This is a genomic window from Streptomyces sp. NPDC002520 (genome assembly GCF_053595235.1).
In genome coordinates this window covers 1-18,231 of record NZ_JBSFXG010000063.1, presented here as the reverse complement: position 1 = coordinate 18,231, position 18,231 = coordinate 1, and the positions used below count along the sequence as shown (strand labels likewise).

The following is an 18,231-nucleotide window of genomic DNA, read 5'->3' as shown; positions in this document are numbered from 1 at the left end:
ATTGCAGGAAATCCGTGCCCGGTTTGTCCGCTCGCTGGCGGACCACGCCCGGCGTCAGGTATAAGACCCCGGATCGGGAATTCCGGCGCAGGCATGCGAATTCCGAGCGGCTGACCTAAGAGGGACTTGTCATGGGCGATGAAGAGCGGGAAATTGGGGCGGAGGCCGCCGATGTCGAGGAGAGCGGCGGGAATTCCGGGGCTGGTGGCCGGTCGCGCGCCCTTCGTCCGGACCGCACCGGCCTCCTCATCGGTGCAGCCCTGCTGGCCGCATGTGGCGGGCTCGTCCTGTACGGCGTACTCGACACCGCCGACAAGCCGGGCAAGCCCCCCGTCCCGACCGCCGCGGTGACGTACGAGGTCACCGGCGAGGGCACCGCTGACATCGCCTACCAGGCACGCAGCGCGGACGGGACCGCCGCTGTCGACCGCGCGGTCACCCTGCCGTGGAAGAAGACCGTGCACGTGCCGCTCGGCAAGCCGCCGCTGGTCTCGATCACGCTCGGCGAGAAGGGCGGTCAGGCCAGCTGCTCGCTCGCCGTACGCGGCAAGCACGTCCAGACCGCCTCCGCGTACGGGAAGTTCGGCCGCGCGACCTGCCAGGCCGAACTCGCCTCCGCGACGCCACAGCAGCAGACACAACAGCAGGCACAGCAGCAGACGGAGGCCGCCCGATGAGTGCCGTGCGTCGGAACACCTACCGTCTCGCCCTCGCCACCGCCGTCGTCCTCAGCGCGGTCTCCCTGTCCGCCCGCAGTCACGCCGGCGCCTCAACTGACCTGGCGGGCAACCCAGTTCCGCGCGGCGCTCTGCACGTCGTCCCCGTGCCCGTCGGCAGCGATCCGGGGAGCCGTGTGCTGTCGGCCCGTGGCACCGAGCCGTTCCGTATGGTCGGGATCACCTGGTCCGACGCGCGGGCCGAACTCAGCGGCATGGCACAGGTGCGCACCCGGGACGCCGCGACCGGCCGCTGGTCGCAATGGCGCACGCTCGATCTGGAACTGCACGCGCCCGAGGCAGGGCCCGACAAGCCTGGCGCTGCCGAGGGGCTGCGTGGCGGCACCCAGCCACTGTGGGTCGGCCCGTCGGACGGCGTGCAGGCACGGATCACGGGAGCCGTGCGGCCGGGCGGGCAGGCCGCGCTGCCGGGCGGGCTGCGCGTCGACCTGGTGGACCCCGAGGCCGGGGCCGCGGTCGCGCAGACCCCGGATACCCCGGTGAACTCGGCCTACTCGCCCAGCGCCGCCGGTCAGCCCGACATCGTCCCGCGCTCCGGCTGGGGCGCCGACGAATCGATGGTCGCCGACCCGCCGACGTACACGTCCGACACGAAGGCCGTGTTCGTGCACCACACCGCGGGCGGCAACGACTACACGTGCGCCGAGTCCGCGTCCGTCATCCGCGGGATCTTCGTCTATCACGTGCGGAGCAACGGCTGGAACGACATCGGCTACAACTTCCTCGTCGACAAGTGCGGCACGGTCTTCGAGGGCCGGGCCGGCGGCGTCGACCGGCCGGTCCTGGGCGCGCACACTTACGGCTTCAACACCGACTCCAGCGGGGTCGCGGTCCTCGGCGACTACAACACGGCGACCGCGTCGTCCGCCGTCCACGGCGCGATCGCGAAGGTCGCCGCGTGGAAGCTCGGCCTGTACGGCATCAACCCGTCGGGGACGGTGGTGATGGCCGCGGGCGCCGACAACGGCAAGTTCACCAAGGGCCAGTCGGTGACCCTCAACCGTATCGCCGGGCACCGCGACGGCTATCCGACCGAGTGCCCCGGCAACAACCTGTACGCCGACCTGCCCGCCATCCGCACCCTCGCGTCCGCCGCGAACTCCACCGCTCCCACAGGAGACATGAACCGCGACGGACACGCCGACCTCGCCGCGGGCGTCCCGGGCGCCACCGCCAACAGCCAGGCGGGGTCCGGTCAGGTCAGTGTCGTACCGGGGGCGCGCTCGGCGCCGTACAGCGGGAACAGGGCCGTCATCACGCAGGAGTCCGACGGCGTGCCGGGCGGGTCAGAGGCCGGGGACGGGTTCGGATCGGCAATCGCCTACGGCGACTTCGACCACGACGGCTACGAGGACCTGGTCGTCTCCTCACCCGGTGAAGAGGTCACCTCCGGGGCCACCGACGAGGGCGCGCTGAGCCTGCTGCGCGGCACCCCGAACGGGCTCACCGGGCAGGCCGGGATGATCAACGAACCGACGGGGTCGCGCACGAGCAATGCCCGCTTCGGTGCCGCCGTCGCCACCGGCGACTTCGACGGCGACGGAGGTGACGACATCCTCGCGGTGGCACCGGGCGCCGGGCGCGCCTGGGCCGTCGACGGCACGGACCGTACGTTCTCAGCCGCCGTACCGCTGCCCCAACTCGCCGGTGAGAGCGGGGCGGTGAACGGAGCCGCCCTGGCGACCGGCGACTTCGACAAGGACGGGTACACGGACGCCGCCCTCACCTTCCGCACTGCGGCCGGCGTCAACCCGCTCGTCGTGCTGCGCGGTTCGGCGAGCGGTCTGCGCACCGACGCGCCCGACGTGTTCCTCGGCAAGGGCGGTACCGCGCTCGCCGCGGGTGACCTCGATGGGGACGGGTACATCGACCTCGCCGTCGGCAGGCCCGACGCGGGCGTCGGCGGCGAGATCGCCACGCTCCGCGGCTCGGCCGACGGTCTCATCGACACCGGAGCACCCGACGTCGGCCTCGGGGCCGCGGGCGACGAGTTCGGCGCCTCGCTCGCCGTGGCCGACGTGAACGGTGACGGTTACGCGGATGTCCTGGCCGGGGCGCCCGGCACCGACGTGACGGTCTCCGGTACACCCGCCGCCGACGCGGGCGCCGCCCTGCTGCTGCACGGCAGCGCGGACGGACTCACGGCCACCGCTGCCGACGTGTACGACACCGAGCGCGCCGGCGTGCCCGGTGCCGCCGAGGCGGGCGACCGGCTGGGCAGCGCGGTCACGCTCGCCGACCTCACCGGCGACGGAGTCCCGGACCTCGCGATCGGCTCGGACGGCGAGAACGCGGGCGACGGCACCGTACTCACGCTCAACGGTGGCCCGGACGGGACGCCCGTGCCGGCGAGCGGGGCGTACTACGGCCCCGTGGCCCTCGGGCTGAGCACCGGTTCGGGCCTGGGAGTGGGTGCCGTACTGGCCCGGTGAGGGGCCGCCTGGTGGGGGGAGCGTGGCGTACGCGGCGCGGGCCAGTGGGCTACCGCGTCAGCGCCAGCGCCCCCACCGACGGCGCCCCCACCGACGGCACCACCGCGCACGCGGCCAGTACCGCGCCCGTGCCCATCAGCCGGGCCGTCCACACCCGAACCGTCCGCCCTCACCGGAGTCCCACGCCTGCCCCGGCGCCAGAAGAAGAACCGCAATCAAGCCATGGTCATGGTGAGCCCGGCGAGCCGCGGTGCCCACATCCGCGCGGACCTCCGTCAGGTGGGCGCACGAGCCTGTCGACGTTCTGCGCGGTCGGGGTGCCGGTGTGGACGGCGACCCGCTGCTGCCGCACCGCTGGGCCCGGCGGTGCCCTCGTGGGCCAGGGCCTCCACTGAGCGCGCGGGCGGCGCGCAGGGTGGCTAGCGTGAGGGAATGATCCGGTTCGATCAGGTCACCAAGCGGTATCCGGACGGTACGACTGCGGTGGACGACCTGTCCTTCGAGGTCTCCGAGGGCGAACTCGTCACGCTCGTCGGCCCCTCCGGCTGCGGCAAGACGACGACCATGATGATGGTGAACCGGCTCATCGAGCCGACGTCCGGGCGGATCTTCGTGGACGGCGAGGACGTCGCCGGGGTCGACCCGGTGCGGCTGCGCCGGCGGATCGGCTACGTCATCCAGCAGGTGGGGCTCTTCCCGCACCGCACGGTCCTGGACAACACGGCGACGGTCCCGGCGCTGCTCGGCTGGAAGCGGGCCAGGGCCCGGGCGCGCGCCGCCGAGCTGCTCGATCTCGTCGGTCTTGACCCGAAGACGTACGGTCCGCGCTACCCGGAACAGCTGTCCGGCGGGCAGCGGCAGCGGGTCGGCGTGGCGCGGGCGCTCGCGGCGGATCCGCCGGTGCTGCTGATGGACGAGCCGTTCGGCGCCGTCGACCCGGTGGTGCGCGAGCAGTTGCAGGACGAGTTCCTGCGGATGCAGGACGCGGTGCGCAAGACGGTGCTGCTGGTCACGCACGACATCGAGGAGGCCGTCCGGCTGGGTGACCGGATCGCCGTGTACGGGCAGGGCCGGATCGAGCAGTTCGACACGCCGGGGGCCGTGCTCGGGGCGCCCGCGACCGCGTACGTCGCCGAGTTCGTCGGCGCCGACCGGGGGCTGAAGCGGTTGTCGGTCACCACGATCGAGCCGGACGACCTGGAACAACCGCCGGTGGCGCGCCCGGACGAGCCCGCCGAGCGTGCCGTGGAGCGGCTGCGGGCCGACGGCGCCCGGTGGGCGGTCGTCCTCGACAGGCACGGCGATCTGCACGGCTGGGTCGGCATCGACGAGCTGGCGGCCGGCGGCACGGTCGGGGGCCTCGCGCACCGGATGACCGCGTGGGTACCGGTGGGCGCCCCGCTGAAGCAGGCCTTCGGGGTGATGCTCCAGTACGACGCCGGGTGGGTCGCGGTGCTGGACGGGGCGCGCTTCCTGGGCGTGCTCACCCCGGCGAAGCTGCACGAGGCGCTGCGCCGCTCGGTGGACGCGGACGCGCGGGGCGTGGCGCGGGGTCAGGTGCCGTTCGACTCGATCGCGGACGCCTGAGGGGTCCGGTGCGTGGGGGGTCCGGTGTCTGGGGTTCAGGTGTCTGGGGGGCCGGCGCCTGGGGGTCTGGGCGCCTGAGGGATTCCGGTGCCTGAGGATTGCCGTGCCTGAGGGTCGCGGTGCCTGATGCTCAGGGGCGTCACTTCAGCAGGCCCTTGTCCTTCAGGTAGGTGTGTGCGACGTCGGCGGGCAGCCTGCGCAGGCTGTCGACCTGTCGGTTCAGGTCGGCCAGGTCCGCGGTCGTCAGGACGGAGTTGAGCTTGTCGAGTGCCTTGACCACGCGGGGGCTTCCGGCTCGGGAACGGTTGACGACCGGGACGACGTAGTCGGCGTTCTGCAGGTGCTTGTCGTCGGCGAGGATGACGAGGCCGAACTGGTCGAGGGTGGCGTCGGTGCTGGTGGTGAGCACCATCTGGTCCCGGCCCGACTGCACGGCCCGTTTGGCCTGGGTGGTGCCGACGCCTTTGGGGTCGATGCCGGTGATGTCGATGCCGTACACCTTCTTCAGGCCCGGCTCGCAGTAGGGCCGTTGTACGCACTCGTCCCCGGCCGCCAGCCGTACCTTCAGGCCGGAGGCGCCGAGGTCGCTGAGGGTCTTGAGGTCGTGCTGCCGGGCGTAGGCGGCGGTGACCGCGAAGGCGTTCTGGTCCACGGCCCGGCCGGGTGGGAGGACGGTGAGCCCGCGGGGGTCGGCGAGGGCGTGCAGGGCTTTCATCGTGGCGTCGAGGTCGGGTGAGCCGACGGGGCGGGCGTCGGGGCCGTGGGTCTTGGCGTTGAGCCAGTCGGCGAAGGTGGCCGCGTACTCGGGGACGACGTCGATCTGGCCGGATTCCAGGGCCGGTTCGTACAGTTCCCGGTTGCTGACGGTGAGCAGGGAGGTCTTGTAGCCGGCCTGGTCGAGCAGTTGTGCGTACATCTGGGCGAGAAGATCGCTCTCGGTGAAGCCGGCGGAGCCGATGGTGAGGTGGTGGCTGTCGCCGGGCGGCGCGGTGACCTGACCCCGGTTCTCCAGGGAGGGGCCGGTGGTGCAGGCGGTCAGCGCGAGGAGCGCGGCTGCCGCCGGCACGGCGCTGTGCCTCATCGTCCGCCCCCCGTCCGTCATCGCCAGCCTTCGCCGGTCATCGGCGCCGCCCCCCGTCATCGCCAGCCCCCGCCGGTCATCAGCGCCCGCCGCCCGTCATCGCCAGCCCCCGCCGGTCATCAGCGCCCGCCGCCCGTCATCGCCAGCCCCCGCCGGTCATCAGCGCCCGCCGCCCGTCATCGGCCGCCCCTGGCCCATGCCGGTGCCAGGCGTTCGGCGATCTCGAAGACGGCCTCGACGACGAGGGCGAACACGGCGACGAGGAGGGCGCCCGCGACGACCTGGGGTGTGCTGGCCAGGTTGAAGCCCGCGGTGATGATCCGGCCGAGTCCGCCGCCGCCCGCGAGCGCGGCGATGGTAGCGGTGGCGACCAGTTGGACGGCGGCGATCCGCACGCCGTTGAGGACCATCGGGAGCGAGAGGGGCAGTTCCACGCGAAACAGCATCTGTCGCCCGGTCATCCCCATCCCCCGTGCCGCCTGGACGACACCGCGGTCGACCTCGCGCATGCCGACGTAGGCGTTGGTGAGCAGGGGCGGTACGGCGAACAGCACCAGGGCCACCACCGTGGGCCCCTCGCCCCACCTCCCCACCGGGGTCAGCAGGAGCAGGACCAGCACGGCGAACGTGGGGACGGCCCGGCCCACGTTGGAGATGTTGACGGCGAGTGCGCCGGCCTTGCCGAGGTGGCCGAGGACCAGCGCGACCGGCAGTGCGATCATGCAGCTGATGACCAGGCAGACGACGGTGAGCACCAGGTGTTGGAGCAGCCGGTGCCGGACACCGTCGTCGCCCGACCAGTGCGCGGGGTCGGTGAGCCAGTCCCAGGTGGCGTTCAGGATGTTCATGCGCGGGCCGCCCGTCGCGCCCAGGGGGTGATCAGCCACTGCACACCCAGCAGGAACAGGTCGGCGGCGACGGCGATCACCACGCACAGCACGGACGCGGTGAGGACCTGGGCCTTGAAGTAGGTGTTCATGCCGGCGTAGATCAGGTTGCCGAGGCCGCCGAAGCCGACGATCGCGCCGACGGTGACCAGGGAGACGGCCGAGACGGTCGCGATGCGCAGTCCGGCCATCGCGGCGGGCAGGGCGAGGGGCAGTTCGACGGCGAGCAGGAGCCGGACGCGGCCGTAGCCGAGGCCGCGTGCCGCCTGCCGGGTCTCCTCGGGGACGGCGCGCAGTCCGGCGAGGATGTTGCGTACGAGCAGGGTGAGCGAGTAGAGGACCAGGCCGGCGACGACGAGGGTGGCCGAGAGGCCGTAGACGGGCAGGAGCAGGGAGAACATCGCCAGGGACGGGATGGTGTAGAGGATCGTCGTCACGGCGAGGACCGGTCCGGCCGCCCAGCCCCAGCGGCGGGCCAGCACCGCCATGGGTACGGCGATCACGAGGGCGATGACGACCGAGACCGTCGTCAGTTCGAGGTGCTGGACGACGGCGTCGAGCAGGATGTGGCGGCGGGTGTCGAGATAGGCGCCGCAGATCCATTCGTTGCGCGCGAGGCAGTCGTCCGGGGGCGCGGTCACGAGTCCATTGCACCGGCCGGCCGAGCCGGTCGGCGCGCTGGGGTGGCCCGTTCGGGGCCCGGCTGTCGCGCCCCGGCCGCGAGGCCGCACGGCCGGACTGCCGCTGTCCGTTCGGAACCCGGGCACTCACACCCCGGCCGCGTGCCTGGGCTGTCGCACTCCGTTCGGAACCCGGGCGCTCACACCCCGGCCGCGCGCCTGGGCTATCGCACTCCTGCCGCGTCCAGCAGCGCCGTCACCGTCGCCGTGGCGAGTCCGTCGTCCAGGTGTTCCACGCGGGCTCCTGCGCGAGCGCTCGCGCCGTCGAAGACGAGCATGAGCTGGCGGGCGAGCAGCTCGGGGTCTCGGGCACCGCCCCGTTCGGCGTCTGCGCGAAAGGCGTCCCGCAGGCTCTCCTTCACGCCGTGGGCGACCCGACTCGCCGGGTGCTCCGGGTCCTTCAGTTCGACCAGCACGGCCAGGAAGGGGCAGCCGTGGTATTCGGGGTCGGCGGAGGCCTTCGCCACCTGTTCGAAGACGTACAGGATCCGCTCGCGCGGGGTCCAGGCCGCAGCGTCGGCGGGCGTGAGCTGCGCCTGGTACCAGGCGATCCGCCGCTCGAGGCTCGCGGCCAGCATCTCGTCCTTGCTGCCGAAGAGCTGGTACATCGACCGCTTCGAGACGCCCGCCGTGCGGCACAGTGCCTCCACGCCGACGGAGACGCCGTCGCGGTAGACGAGCTGGGCGGCGGCGTCCAGCAGCCGGTCCCGGGGGGACGCCGGGGACATCTGATCCGTGGAGGCCATAGGGCGAGGTTACCGCGCCCGGCGACGCGGAGAAACCGATCGGTATACAGGATCGGGACAGGCGTGCCGGGTGCCGGCGAATTCCGTGACAAGGACGGTGAACAAGCGCTTAGATAGTAGAAGCACGCTGGACGTAGACCGCCGCACGCGGATCCCGACCCCTTCGGAGGCCCCGTTGTTCACATCCGTCGACGACGTCTCCGCCCGTCTCGCCGAGACCGGGTACCTCGCCTCGCCCGCCGTCGCCACGACGGTCTTCCTCGCCGCCGAGCTGGGCAAGCCGCTGCTGGTGGAGGGCCCCGCCGGGGTCGGCAAGACCGAGCTGGCCAAGGCCGTCGCCCAGGTCGCGCAGGCACGGCTGGTCCGGCTGCAGTGCTACGAGGGCGTGGACGAGTCCCGGGCGCTGTACGAGTGGAACCACGCCAAACAGCTGCTGCGCATCAGCGCCGGCCGCGACGAGAACTGGGACGAGACCCGCACCGACATCTTCAGCGAGGAGTTCCTGCTCCCCCGCCCCCTGCTGACCGCGATCCGCGGCGACGAGCCGACGGTCCTGCTGATCGACGAGACCGACAAGGCCGACGTCGAGATGGAAGGGCTGCTGCTGGAGGTGCTCAGCGACTTCCAGGTCACCGTCCCCGAGCTGGGCACGATCACCGCGACCCGCCGCCCCTTCGTCGTGCTCACCTCCAACGCCGGCCGGGAGCTGTCCGAGGCGCTGCGCCGCCGCTGTCTGTTCCTGCACATCGGCTTTCCCGAGGAGGAACTGGAGCGGCGGATCGTGCGGCTGAAGGTGCCGGGGCTCGGCGAGGCGCTGACCGGGTCCGTGGTGCGGGTGGTGGGGGCGCTGCGCGCGATGGACCTGCGCAAGGTGCCCTCGATCGCCGAGACCGTCGACTGGGCCCGCACCCTGCTGGCCCTGGGCGCCGGCACCCTGGACGAGACGGTCGTACGGGACACCCTCGGCGTGATCCTCAAGCACCAGGAGGACGTGCAGAAGGCCGCCGCCAAGCTGGACCTGAGCGCGCTGTGAGCCCAGGCGAGGCAGGGATCACCGGTACCGAGACGCCGACCCCCGGCGTCGAGGCCCGGATCACCGGGGTGGAGACGCCGATCCCCGCCGTCGAGGCCCGGATCACCGGGGTGGAGACGCCGATCCCCGCCGTCGAGGCCCGGATCACCGGGGTGGAGACGCCGATCCCCGGCGTCGAGGCCCGGATCACCGGTCTGGTCGGCGCGCTGCGCGCCCACGGCGTGCGGATCGGTACCGGGGAGACCGTCGACGCGGCCCTCGCGGCCGAGGCCCTCGGGTTCGCCGACCGGGAGCTGCTGCGCGAGGGACTGGCCGCGACCCTGCTGCACGGCTCGGGCCAGCGGACGGTGTTCGACCCGGTCTTCGACCTGTACTTCCCGCGCGACGTCGGCGCCCCGGTCACGGAGGGCGCGGGCCGCGAGGAGCTGCGCGACCGCCTCGCCGACGCACTCGCCGCCGACGACCGGGCACTGCTGGCCCGGCTGGCGACCGAGGCGGTCGACAGCCTGGGCGGCTACGGCGCCACACCGGGCTCGGACGGCTGGTCGGCCTACCAGACCCTGGACCGGCTCCGCCCGCAGACCCTGCTGGCCCGCGTGCGCACCGACGTCCGGGCCAAAGGCGGGGAGGCCGGGTTCGCGGACCGGCTGCTGGACGACGAGATCCGGCGCCGTATCGAGGAGTTCCGGCGGCTGGTCGGCGCGGAGGCGCGGCGCCGGGTCGCCGAGCGGCGCGGGCGGGACGAGATCGCCCGGCGGGCCATCGCCCCCACCGCCGACCGGGTGGACTTCCTGTACGCCGGCCGGGACAGACTCGCTGAGCTGCGCAGAACGGTCCAGCCGCTGGCCCGCAAGCTGGCGACCCGGCTGGCCGCGCGCCGCCGCCGGGCCGCACGCGGCACGATCGACCTGCGCCGCACCCTGCGCTCCTCGCTGTCCACAGGCGGCGTGCCGATACGGCCGGTGCTGCGCCGGCGCCGCCCGGTCCGGCCCGAACTGGTGCTGCTGTGCGACGTGTCCGGCTCGGTGTCCGGCTTCTCCGACTTCACGATGCTGCTGGTGCAGGCGCTGCACGACCAGTTCAGCAAGGTGCGGGTGTTCGCCTTCGTCAACCGCGTCGACGAGGTGACCGGCCTGCTCGACCACGGCCGGGCCGACCCCGACGGACTCGGCGCCCGCATCCGCGAGGAGGCCGCCCTCACCGGCTGGCACGGCAGCAGCGACTACGGCGTCGCGCTCGGCGAGTTCACCGAACGCTACGGCGCCGCGGTCGGCCCGCGCACGACGGTGTTCGTCCTCGGGGACGCGCGTACGAACATGGGCGACCCGAACCTGCCCGCCGTCCGCGACCTCGCCCGCCGCGCCCGCCGGGTCTACTGGCTCAACCCCGAACCCCGCGCCCAGTGGGGCACCGGGGACTCCGCCGCGCCCGACTACGCCGAACTGGTGGAGATGCACGAGTGCCGCACGGCCGGACAGCTCGGCACGATCATCGGACGGCTGCTGCCGGTGTGACGAGCGCCGGCCGGGCGTGCTCGACCGGTCACCGGCCGGCAGGACACCAAAGGCCTACCGCCGGCCGCAGACCACCGAAGGACCCTGCGCGGCCCGTCGCCCCGAGCGGCACGACGAGGAGGTCTGGTCGGTGCCGGCCCCGGAGTGGACCGGCACCGCACCCGGCACCGGTCACCGCGGCTGAGCGCCCCGACCACCGGGCCGGAGCGCTCGGGTGGCGAACTACGCGCCGGGATGGGCGAGTTCGATGTCGTGGTCCCCGATGTCACCGCGGACGGTGACTCCGGCGGCCCGGGGCGGGTAGCCGGACGCGATCACGGTGTACGCGCCGCCGTCCAGGTCGGCGAAGGCGTACGCGCCGTCGTCCCCGGTGGTGGTCGTGGCGACGACGTTGCCCGCGGCGTCCACGAGCGTGACCCGGGCGTCGCCGAGCGGCCCGTCCGTGCCGTGGACCGTGCCGCGCACGTGCGCGCCGGGCCACAGCTCCACCTCGGCACGGGTGACCCCGTCACCCGTGATCTCGACGGGCAGCGCGAGCGGCCGGTGCTCGGGCGAGCTGACGGCGAGCGTGATCGTGCCCGGCACGAGGTCGCCGAGGGTGAACTCGCCGAGGGCGTCGGTCTGCGCACTGCCGAGGACGTCCCCGCGCACATCGGTGACGACCACCAGCGCCGCGGCGACCGGCGCCCCGCTGTCGGCCGAGCGCACCAGCCCGGCCAGCCCGCCGACTCCGCCGAGCCGGATGTCGTACACCACCGGGTCCGCGCCGACGACCAGGGTGGTGGCCCCGGGGCGGCGGCCGTCCGCGGCGGCGACGAGGACGTACGTCCCCTCCGCCGGCGCCTCGAGGGCGTAGGAGCCGTCGGTGTCGGCGACGGACCGGCCGAGTTGCCGGCCGCCGAGCGAGATCAGCGTGACCGCGGCACGGCCGACGGCTGCCCCGTCCGCCCCGCTGACGCGGCCGCGCACGGGTATGCCCCCGTTCGCCACTGGCGGCTCGGCGATATCGACGGGACGTACGCCGTCGCGATCCGCGGCGTCACCAGCGGCAGCGGCCACCGGCTCCCCGGCCACCTCACCGGCGGCCTTACCGACGACTTCCCCCGCAGCCTCGGCCGGCGCCCGGCCCACCGCGCTCTCTCCCGGCTTCACCCGCCGGGGAATGAGCGCGGCCACGAGCAGCGCGAGCACCGCCGCACCCGAACCGACGGCCATGACGACCTTGAAGCCGTTCTCGGAGGGCAGCTCGACCGTGCCGAAGGTGGTGGTCATCTGGGCGAGGATCACGCCGGCGACGGCGCTCGCGGTGGAGGTGCCGATGGACCGCATGAGGGTGTTGAGACTGTTCGCCGCGGCGGTCTCGGACGGGTCCACGGCGCCCATGATCAGTGCGGGCATCGCACCGTAGGCGAAGCCGATGCCGGCGCCGATGACACAGGACGCCACGAGCAACTGCCAGACGGTGTCCATCATCACGACGCTGATTCCGTACCCGCCGGCCACGATCACCGCGCCGCACATCAGGGTGACCTTCGGGCCCCAGGCCCGGGAGATGAGCGCGGACACCGGCGCCATCGCCATCATGACCAGGCCGGTCGGGGCCATGACCAGACCGGCGTCGAGCAGCGACTTGCCCAGCCCGTATCCGGTCGCCCGAGGCAACTGCAGGAGCTGCGGAAGGACCAGGGACATCGCGAACATCGAGAAGCCGAAGGCGACCGAGGCGAGGTTGGTGACCAGGACCTGGCGGCGGGCGGTGGTGCGCAGGTCCACCAGCGGCTGCGCGGCGCGCAGTTCGTAGATCCCCCAGGCGAACAGGACGACGACGGTCGCCGCGAACAGACCGAGGGTGGTGCCGCTGCTCCAGCCCCAGTCCGCACCCTTGGAGACGGCCAGCAGCAGGCAGACCAGACCGGCCGCCATGCCGAGCGCGCCGAGCAGGTCGAACCGGCCGCCGGAGCGCACCGCCGACTCGGGGACGAGGAGCAGGACGAGCACGGCGGCGACGACGCCCAGCGCGGCCGACGTCCAGAACAGCATGTGCCAGTCGTAGTGGTCGGCGAGGAGCGCGGCGGCGGGCAGGCCGAGGGCGCCGCCGACGCCGAGGGAGGCACTCATCAGGGCGGTGGCGGAACCGAGCCGTTCGGCGGGCAGTTCGTCGCGCATGATGCTGATGCCGAGCGGGATGACGCCGGACGCCAGGCCCTGCATCGCCCGTCCGACGATCATCGGGACGAGCGTGTCGCTGAGCGCGGCCGTGACCGAGCCGGCGACCAGCATGACCAGGCTGGTCAGCAGCATCAACCGCTTGCCGTACATGTCGCCGAGCCGGCCCATCACGGGCGTGGCGACGGCCGCCGCGAGCAGCGTGGCCGTGATCGCCCAGGCCGCGTCCGAGGCGGAGGCGTGCAGCAGTGCGGGGAGTTCGGGGACGATCGGGATGATCAGGGTCTGCATCAGCGAGACCACGATCCCGCCGAGGGCGAGCACCGCGACGACGACGTTCGAGCGGGGTGCGGCGGCGAACTCCCCGGCCTGGTCGGGCCGGGGTCGTGCAGGGGTCATGGTCGGGCCTCCGTCGGGGCACGCGGAACGCGGGGCAGGACACGCCGAAATGTAAGTCCGTTGATTGACTTAAGCAAGGAGAGGCCGGTGATGTCGGGTGCGCGCACGGTGAGGCGTTCGGTTCCGGGACTGCCGCCGGACGGCTCCTTGCGCGCGAGCCGGGCCCACGGTGGCACGGCGACGGTGACCGGCTGCCGCTAGGTTGTGCGGCATGAGCAACCTTGACCGCGCGCCCGAACCGAGCGTGTGCGGCGGCCGCGGATTCGTCGTCGCCGAACCCGTCCGCGAACTGCTGAGCCCCCGTCGCGTGCAGCTCGGCGAGTCGACCGAGGTGCGCCGGCTGCTGCCGAACCTCGGCCGGCGCATGATCGGCGCCTGGGCCTTCGTGGACCACTACGGCCCCGACGACATCGCCGACGAGCCCGGCATGCAGGTGCCGCCGCATCCGCACATGGGGTTGCAGACGGTCAGCTGGCTGCACGAGGGCGAGGTGCTGCACCGCGACTCCACCGGGAGCCTGCAGACCATCCGGCCCCGCCAGCTGGGCCTGATGACCTCGGGCCGGGCGATCAGCCACTCCGAGGAGAGCCCGCGCCCGCACGCCCGGTTCCTGCACGGCGCGCAGCTATGGGTCGCCCTTCCCGACGAACACCGCCGCACCGAGCCCCGGTTCGAGTTCCACGCGGAGCTGCCCACGGTCACCGCACCGGGTCTGACGGCCACGGTGCTCCTCGGCGACCTCGACGGCGCGACGTCACCCGGTACGACGTACACCCCGCTCGTCGGCGCCGACCTCGCGCTCACCCGGGGCGCCGATGTCCGCCTGCCCCTCGACCCCGACTTCGAGTACGGCGTCCTGGTGATGTCCGGCGAGGCCCACGTGGACGGCGTACCGGTCCTCCCCGGCTCGATGCTCTACCTCGGCTGCGGCCGCACCGAACTCCCCCTCCGCGCCGAGTCCGACGCCGGAATCATGCTGCTGGGCGGCGAACCGTTCGCCGAGGAGCTGGTCATGTGGTGGAACTTCATCGGGCGTTCGCAGGACGATGTCCAACAGGCCCGTGAGGACTGGATGACCGGGACGAGGTTTGGGGAAGTGAAGGGCTACGACGGCGCCCCGCTGCCCGCGCCGCAACTGCCGCCGGTGCCGCTGAAGGCGCGTGGGCGAGTGCGCTGAGCGGGGACTTTCCAGCCTGGCGCGCAGATAGCCGGGCGAGATGAAACGCACTCGCCCGGTTCACTCGGACCACGTGAGCAAACCTCCTTCACTCCACCCGTTCCACGCCACCTTGACGTGCGAGCGCCGGGGCACTGGCAGGAGGCGGAGGCGCGGTCAGAGGTGCCTTTCTCCCGCGTTCCGGGTGTCAGGGTCGACGCCGCCGCTCAGCGCGGTGGGGACGCCGTGGCGCCTCCCGACCGGCCCAGGAGGGCATGGCCGAAGGCGCCACGCGGAGATGGGAGCAGGTGCGCCCGGCAGTAGCCGTCGGTGATCGGCAGCGTCGGGAACCTGACCCGTCTTTCCGGCTTTGGATGGTCAGCGGGCGGCGTACGGCAGCAGGGCCATCTGTCGTGCGTTCTTGATGGCGGTGGCGAGGGCCCGCTGCTGCTGGACCGTGACCCGGGTGACGCGTCGGCTGCGGATCTTTCCGCGGTCGGAGATGAACTTCCGGAGCAGGTCTGTGTCCTTGTAGTCGATGTACGTGATGCCGGCCGCGTCGAGCGGGTTGGGACGGGACTTGGCGGGCCTGCGCGAAGCGGCGCGTCGGAGCATGGGCCTTTTCCTTGAGTGGACGTGTGCGAGCTGGTGTGAATGTCTCGGCTGTGGCCTCACTGGGCCGTGGCCGGGTGGGTGGAGCTCAGGCGGCGTCGAGGAGGCCGTCGAAGGCTGCGGGCAGGTGCTTCCACCCTTCGCGTCCCGACCGGTACTCCGCGTCCGTCAGGAGGCAGGAGTCGAGGAGTCGTTCCAGTCCGTCCCGGTCGAGGCCGGGCGAGGTGAAGACGAGGTGCTGGCAGCAGTCGCCGTGGTCGGGATGCCAGTCGAGCGCGGCGGCGGCCCGGCGCATGGGCTCAACCATGTCCCAGGCGGCGTCCGGCAGCGACGCCAGCCAGGGTCCGGCGCTCTCCACGCACAGCGCTCCGCCGGCGGCGTCCCAGGCGAGGAGGGTGTCGGGGCGGTCGGCGAGCCAGAAGCGGCCTCGACTGCGGGCGGCCGCGCAGCACAGGTCCTCCAGCGCCGCGTAGAGGCGTTCGGGGTGGAACGGCCGTCGGCGGTGCCAGACGTACGTGGTGACGCCGGCCTCGTCCGCTTCCTGGGGCAGGAGCGCGCATGCGGGGTGCTGGGCGGCCGCGGCGGCTTCGACGTCGAACCCGGCGAACGCGGCCCGGGCGAGTTCGAGGGAAGCGGCCGGCACCCGTCGTGCGGTGGGGTGGAGCTGGGCGAGGAGGGCGTGGTCCTCGTCGTCGGCCTCGTCGCTGTCGACGACGGCGAGGACGGGTGCGTACTCGAGCTGGCGGGCCCAGGTGTCGCCGACGGTCCGCCGGTCGGTGGGGGCCGCGGCGAGGCCGGCTTCGGCGAGGTCGTCGCCGTTGGCGAGGCACGGGAGGACGAGCGCCGGGTCGACGGCGGTGATCACGTTCGTCACGACCAACCGGTCCCCGCCGTGTCCGGCGACGACCTCCGCCATGGCCTTGGGTTCGACCGAGTCCCACAGTTCGACCACCGCGAGGCAGGTCAGGCCGCTGTCGGCCATGCGCTCCAGTTCCGGGACGAGGTCTTCGCGCAGTGCGCAACAGGCGCAGTCGTTGATCAACGGCGTCTCGCCCTGGGAAACGGTGCCGGAGGCGTCGCGGACGACACGGAGCACGGTGCCGTCGGACGCTCGGGCCAGGTCGTGGTGCAGTGCCACGCTCCCCGGAACGGTCCGCAGGAGGCGTTCGACGACCTGCTTGCGGGCATCGGCGTGGAGCCCGGCGACGATGACGACGGGCAGCTGCTGATGGTTCATCAGCGGGCTCCGTAGCGGCGCTCGAAGCGTTCGACGCGGCCGGCGGTGTCCAGGACGCGCGCGGTGCCCGTGTAGAAGGGGTGGCTCGCGGACGAGATCTCCACATCGACCAGCGGGTAGGTGGCGCCGTCCTCCCACTCGATGGTCTTGTCGCTGGTCATCGTGGAGCGAGTGAGGAAGGCGGTGCCGGAGGCGGAGTCGCGGAAGACGACGGGCCCGTAGGCGGGGTGGATTCCGGGCTTCATGGCAGGGACCTTTCGGCGGTCGGGACAGGGGTTGGCGGTCAGCGCTCTTCGCGGAAGTCGACGTGCCGGCCGACGACCGGGTCGTACTTGCGCAGCACCAGTCGGTCGGGGTCGTTGCGGCGGTTCTTGCGGGTGACGTAGGTGAACCCGGTGCCCGCGGTGGAGCGGAGCTTGACGACCGGGCGGATCTCGTTGCGTGCCATGGCGGTACTATATGGCAACGATTTCCATTACCAACAAGTCCGCTCGCCCCGAGGAGGAGCAACACCCATGTCTGCCCACTGCCAACTGACCGGCGCCAAGCTGGGATTCGGCAACACGATCTCGCACTCGCACCGGCGCAGCTCGCGCCGCTTCGACCCGAACATCCAGCGCAAGCGCTACTGGCTGCCCAGTGAGGGGCGGTACGTCCGTCTCACCCTGAGCGCCAAGGCGATCAAGACGGTCGACACGATCGGCGTCGAGGCCGCCGTGGCCCGGATCCGCTCGCGAGGAGGGAAGGCCTGATGGCGAAGAGGAGCAAGATCGCACAGAACGAGAAGCGCAAGCAGGTCGTCGAGCGGTACGCCGCCCGACGGGCAGAGCTCAAGGAGATCATCCGCCGCGCTTCGTCCACCCCGGCCGAGCAGGTCGCCGCCCTCGCGGAACTGCGCCGACAGCCGCGCGACGCCAGCGCCACCCGGGTACGCAACCGCGACAGCGTGGACGGCCGCCCTCGCGGGTACCTGCGAAAGTTCGGGCTCTCCCGGGTACGGGCACGACAGCAGGCGCACGCGGGATTCCTGCCGGGAGTCACCAAGTCGTCCTGGTAGGCGACACCGCACCGCAGGCGGCCCAACGACGCCGGCGCGTCGACGTGCGGTGCCCCTCATGGGCCGGACGGTGTTCGCAGCCACGGCATCGCCCGGCCCGGTTCGCCGCCTGAGGCCGACGCACCCCGAACCGTGGTCCGCGGGCGAGGTGTTCGGCGCACGGCGGCCAGGACGCGGCTCTTGCCGTGCTGCCATATCGTGCGAGCGCCAATTCCCAGGGGGTTTCCCGTGCACGGCGGGAACAGCGTGTCCGGTCGGCACTGTTGGACCGGACGAGGGACCGGTGCAGCGCGGGCGGGGAACAGAGAGACCAAAGATCGTCCGCCCCGACGCGATCCGGGCCCCGGGTCCGCGGTACGCCTGCCTCGCCCGCTGTCAGGGCGACCGCTTGTGCGCCTGCCGCGGACCCGGACCGAGGCCTTTTCACACAGGAGGACTGTTTCATGACTGACCGGCCCTTGACGCTCATGGCGGTGCACGCCCACCCCGACGACGAGGCCACCGGAACCGGAGGTGTCCTCGCGCGGTACGCGGCGGAGGGCATCCGCACGGTCCTCGTGACGTGTACCGACGGCAGTTGCGGTGACGGACCCGGGGGTGTCAAGCCCGGCGATCCCGGGCACGATCCGGCAGCGGTCGCCTTGATGCGGCGTCAAGAACTCAAGGCGAGCTGTGACGTCCTGAAGGTCAGCGATCTGGAGATGTTGGACTATGCCGACTCCGGGATGATGGGCTGGCCGAGCAACGACGCCCCCGGATCCTTCTGGCAGACCCCCGTGGACGAGGCCGCCGCCCGACTCGCCGAACTCATACGGCACTACCGACCCGACGTGGTCGTCACCTACGACGAGAACGGCTTCTACGGCCACCCCGACCACATCCAGGCGAACCGCATCACGATGGCGGC

The 18,231-nt window shown here is 72.5% G+C and carries 18 protein-coding genes; 9 read left to right on the top strand and 9 right to left on the bottom strand.

The window, feature by feature from the left end; translation table 11 throughout:
• The first annotated feature begins 131 nt into the window (after positions 1-131).
• The 3 genes from ACWD5D_RS42890 (at position 132) to ACWD5D_RS42880 (ending at position 4,756) form a co-directional block, all read left to right on the top strand.
• Positions 132-677: a hypothetical protein gene (locus tag ACWD5D_RS42890; RefSeq protein WP_451378194.1), complete on the top strand. Its 546-nt coding sequence runs from the start codon at positions 132-134 to the stop codon at positions 675-677.
• Complete coding sequence (locus tag ACWD5D_RS42885; RefSeq protein ID WP_451378193.1) at positions 674-3,169, top strand: FG-GAP-like repeat-containing protein; 2,496 nt, start codon at positions 674-676, stop codon at positions 3,167-3,169. The genes ACWD5D_RS42890 and ACWD5D_RS42885 overlap by 4 nt, the downstream gene beginning before the upstream one ends.
• 432 nt (positions 3,170-3,601) lie before the next feature.
• On the top strand, positions 3,602-4,756 hold the full coding sequence (locus tag ACWD5D_RS42880; protein ID WP_451378192.1) for a betaine/proline/choline family ABC transporter ATP-binding protein: 1,155 nt from the start codon (positions 3,602-3,604) through the stop codon (positions 4,754-4,756).
• Positions 4,757-4,895: 139 nt separating this feature from the next.
• Here ACWD5D_RS42880 and ACWD5D_RS42875 read toward each other — a convergent pair whose 3' ends face one another.
• The 4 genes from ACWD5D_RS42875 to ACWD5D_RS42860 form a co-directional block, all read right to left on the bottom strand.
• The gene (locus ACWD5D_RS42875) at positions 4,896-5,837 is read right to left on the bottom strand and encodes an ABC transporter substrate-binding protein (protein ID WP_451378191.1); all 942 of its coding nucleotides are present in this window, start codon (positions 5,835-5,837) and stop codon (positions 4,896-4,898) included.
• 176 nt (positions 5,838-6,013) lie between these two features.
• Positions 6,014-6,685 carry an ABC transporter permease gene (locus ACWD5D_RS42870; protein WP_451378190.1) on the bottom strand — a complete coding sequence of 224 codons (672 nt, stop codon included), beginning with the start codon at positions 6,683-6,685 and terminating at the stop codon, positions 6,014-6,016.
• On the bottom strand, positions 6,682-7,365 hold the full coding sequence (locus tag ACWD5D_RS42865) for an ABC transporter permease (RefSeq protein WP_451378189.1): 684 nt from the start codon (positions 7,363-7,365) through the stop codon (positions 6,682-6,684). Before ACWD5D_RS42865 ends, ACWD5D_RS42870 begins: the two co-directional genes overlap by 4 nt.
• Before the next feature lie 203 nt (positions 7,366-7,568).
• The gene (locus ACWD5D_RS42860) at positions 7,569-8,150 is read right to left on the bottom strand and encodes a TetR/AcrR family transcriptional regulator (RefSeq protein ID WP_451378188.1); all 582 of its coding nucleotides are present in this window, start codon (positions 8,148-8,150) and stop codon (positions 7,569-7,571) included.
• A 175-nt stretch (positions 8,151-8,325) separates the two neighbouring features.
• Here ACWD5D_RS42860 and ACWD5D_RS42855 point away from each other — a divergent pair, with 175 nt between their 5' ends.
• Together ACWD5D_RS42855 and ACWD5D_RS42850 are read left to right on the top strand one after the other, a co-directional pair.
• Positions 8,326-9,183, top strand: coding sequence for an AAA family ATPase (locus ACWD5D_RS42855; RefSeq protein ID WP_451378187.1), 858 nt, complete (start codon positions 8,326-8,328; stop codon positions 9,181-9,183).
• 164 nt (positions 9,184-9,347) lie between these two features.
• Positions 9,348-10,697, top strand: coding sequence for a VWA domain-containing protein (locus ACWD5D_RS42850; protein WP_451378207.1), 1,350 nt, complete (start codon positions 9,348-9,350; stop codon positions 10,695-10,697).
• 222 nt (positions 10,698-10,919) lie between these two features.
• Here ACWD5D_RS42850 and ACWD5D_RS42845 read toward each other — a convergent pair whose 3' ends face one another.
• Positions 10,920-13,262, bottom strand: coding sequence for an MFS transporter (locus tag ACWD5D_RS42845; protein WP_451378186.1), 2,343 nt, complete (start codon positions 13,260-13,262; stop codon positions 10,920-10,922).
• 211 nt (positions 13,263-13,473) lie between these two features.
• Between ACWD5D_RS42845 and ACWD5D_RS42840 the strand changes: the two genes are divergently transcribed.
• Positions 13,474-14,439: a pirin family protein gene (locus tag ACWD5D_RS42840; RefSeq protein WP_451378185.1), complete on the top strand. Its 966-nt coding sequence runs from the start codon at positions 13,474-13,476 to the stop codon at positions 14,437-14,439.
• A gap of 357 nt (positions 14,440-14,796) precedes the next feature.
• On the opposite strand, the gene rpsR is transcribed toward ACWD5D_RS42840, so the two are convergent.
• The 4 genes from rpsR to rpmG all read right to left on the bottom strand — a co-directional run bounded on the left by rpsR (position 14,797) and on the right by rpmG (position 16,715).
• Positions 14,797-15,033: a 30S ribosomal protein S18 gene (gene rpsR / locus ACWD5D_RS42835; protein WP_451378184.1), complete on the bottom strand. Its 237-nt coding sequence runs from the start codon at positions 15,031-15,033 to the stop codon at positions 14,797-14,799.
• Between the two features lie 85 nt (positions 15,034-15,118).
• Entirely contained in the window at positions 15,119-16,267 is a 1,149-nt protein-coding gene (locus ACWD5D_RS42830; protein WP_451378183.1) for a CobW family GTP-binding protein, read from the bottom strand.
• Positions 16,267-16,512, bottom strand: a complete 246-nt coding sequence (locus ACWD5D_RS42825; RefSeq protein ID WP_451378182.1) for a type B 50S ribosomal protein L31 — start codon at positions 16,510-16,512, stop codon at positions 16,267-16,269. Before ACWD5D_RS42825 ends, ACWD5D_RS42830 begins: the two co-directional genes overlap by 1 nt.
• 38 nt (positions 16,513-16,550) lie before the next feature.
• Complete coding sequence (gene rpmG / locus ACWD5D_RS42820; protein WP_376630849.1) at positions 16,551-16,715, bottom strand: 50S ribosomal protein L33; 165 nt, start codon at positions 16,713-16,715, stop codon at positions 16,551-16,553.
• 67 nt (positions 16,716-16,782) lie between these two features.
• Here rpmG and rpmB point away from each other — a divergent pair, with 67 nt between their 5' ends.
• From rpmB to ACWD5D_RS42805, 3 genes are all read left to right on the top strand, one after another.
• A complete protein-coding gene (gene rpmB, locus ACWD5D_RS42815; RefSeq protein WP_451378181.1) occupies positions 16,783-17,019 on the top strand; it encodes a 50S ribosomal protein L28 in 237 nt (78 codons plus the stop codon).
• The gene (gene rpsN / locus ACWD5D_RS42810) at positions 17,019-17,324 is read left to right on the top strand and encodes a 30S ribosomal protein S14 (RefSeq protein ID WP_451378180.1); all 306 of its coding nucleotides are present in this window, start codon (positions 17,019-17,021) and stop codon (positions 17,322-17,324) included. Before rpmB ends, rpsN begins: the two co-directional genes overlap by 1 nt.
• A gap of 443 nt (positions 17,325-17,767) precedes the next feature.
• Positions 17,768-18,231, top strand: a 464-nt coding sequence (locus ACWD5D_RS42805) for a PIG-L deacetylase family protein (RefSeq protein ID WP_451378179.1), incomplete at its 3' end; no start/stop codon positions are given.

Coding starts and splice junctions, on each gene's coding strand:
- rpmB (WP_451378181.1), top strand. CDS start 16,783: ATGTCTGCCCACTGCCAACTGACCGGCGCCAAGCTGGGATTCGGCAAC.
- ACWD5D_RS42860 (WP_451378188.1), bottom strand. CDS start 8,150: ATGGCCTCCACGGATCAGATGTCCCCGGCGTCCCCCCGGGACCGGCTG.
- rpsR (WP_451378184.1), bottom strand. CDS start 15,033: ATGCTCCGACGCGCCGCTTCGCGCAGGCCCGCCAAGTCCCGTCCCAAC.
- ACWD5D_RS42880 (WP_451378192.1), top strand. CDS start 3,602: ATGATCCGGTTCGATCAGGTCACCAAGCGGTATCCGGACGGTACGACT.
- ACWD5D_RS42890 (WP_451378194.1), top strand. CDS start 132: ATGGGCGATGAAGAGCGGGAAATTGGGGCGGAGGCCGCCGATGTCGAG.
- ACWD5D_RS42875 (WP_451378191.1), bottom strand. CDS start 5,837: ATGAGGCACAGCGCCGTGCCGGCGGCAGCCGCGCTCCTCGCGCTGACC.
- ACWD5D_RS42840 (WP_451378185.1), top strand. CDS start 13,474: ATGAGCAACCTTGACCGCGCGCCCGAACCGAGCGTGTGCGGCGGCCGC.
- ACWD5D_RS42885 (WP_451378193.1), top strand. CDS start 674: ATGAGTGCCGTGCGTCGGAACACCTACCGTCTCGCCCTCGCCACCGCC.
- rpmG (WP_376630849.1), bottom strand. CDS start 16,715: ATGGCACGCAACGAGATCCGCCCGGTCGTCAAGCTCCGCTCCACCGCG.
- ACWD5D_RS42830 (WP_451378183.1), bottom strand. CDS start 16,267: ATGAACCATCAGCAGCTGCCCGTCGTCATCGTCGCCGGGCTCCACGCC.
- ACWD5D_RS42870 (WP_451378190.1), bottom strand. CDS start 6,685: ATGAACATCCTGAACGCCACCTGGGACTGGCTCACCGACCCCGCGCAC.
- ACWD5D_RS42845 (WP_451378186.1), bottom strand. CDS start 13,262: ATGACCCCTGCACGACCCCGGCCCGACCAGGCCGGGGAGTTCGCCGCC.
- rpsN (WP_451378180.1), top strand. CDS start 17,019: ATGGCGAAGAGGAGCAAGATCGCACAGAACGAGAAGCGCAAGCAGGTC.
- ACWD5D_RS42825 (WP_451378182.1), bottom strand. CDS start 16,512: ATGAAGCCCGGAATCCACCCCGCCTACGGGCCCGTCGTCTTCCGCGAC.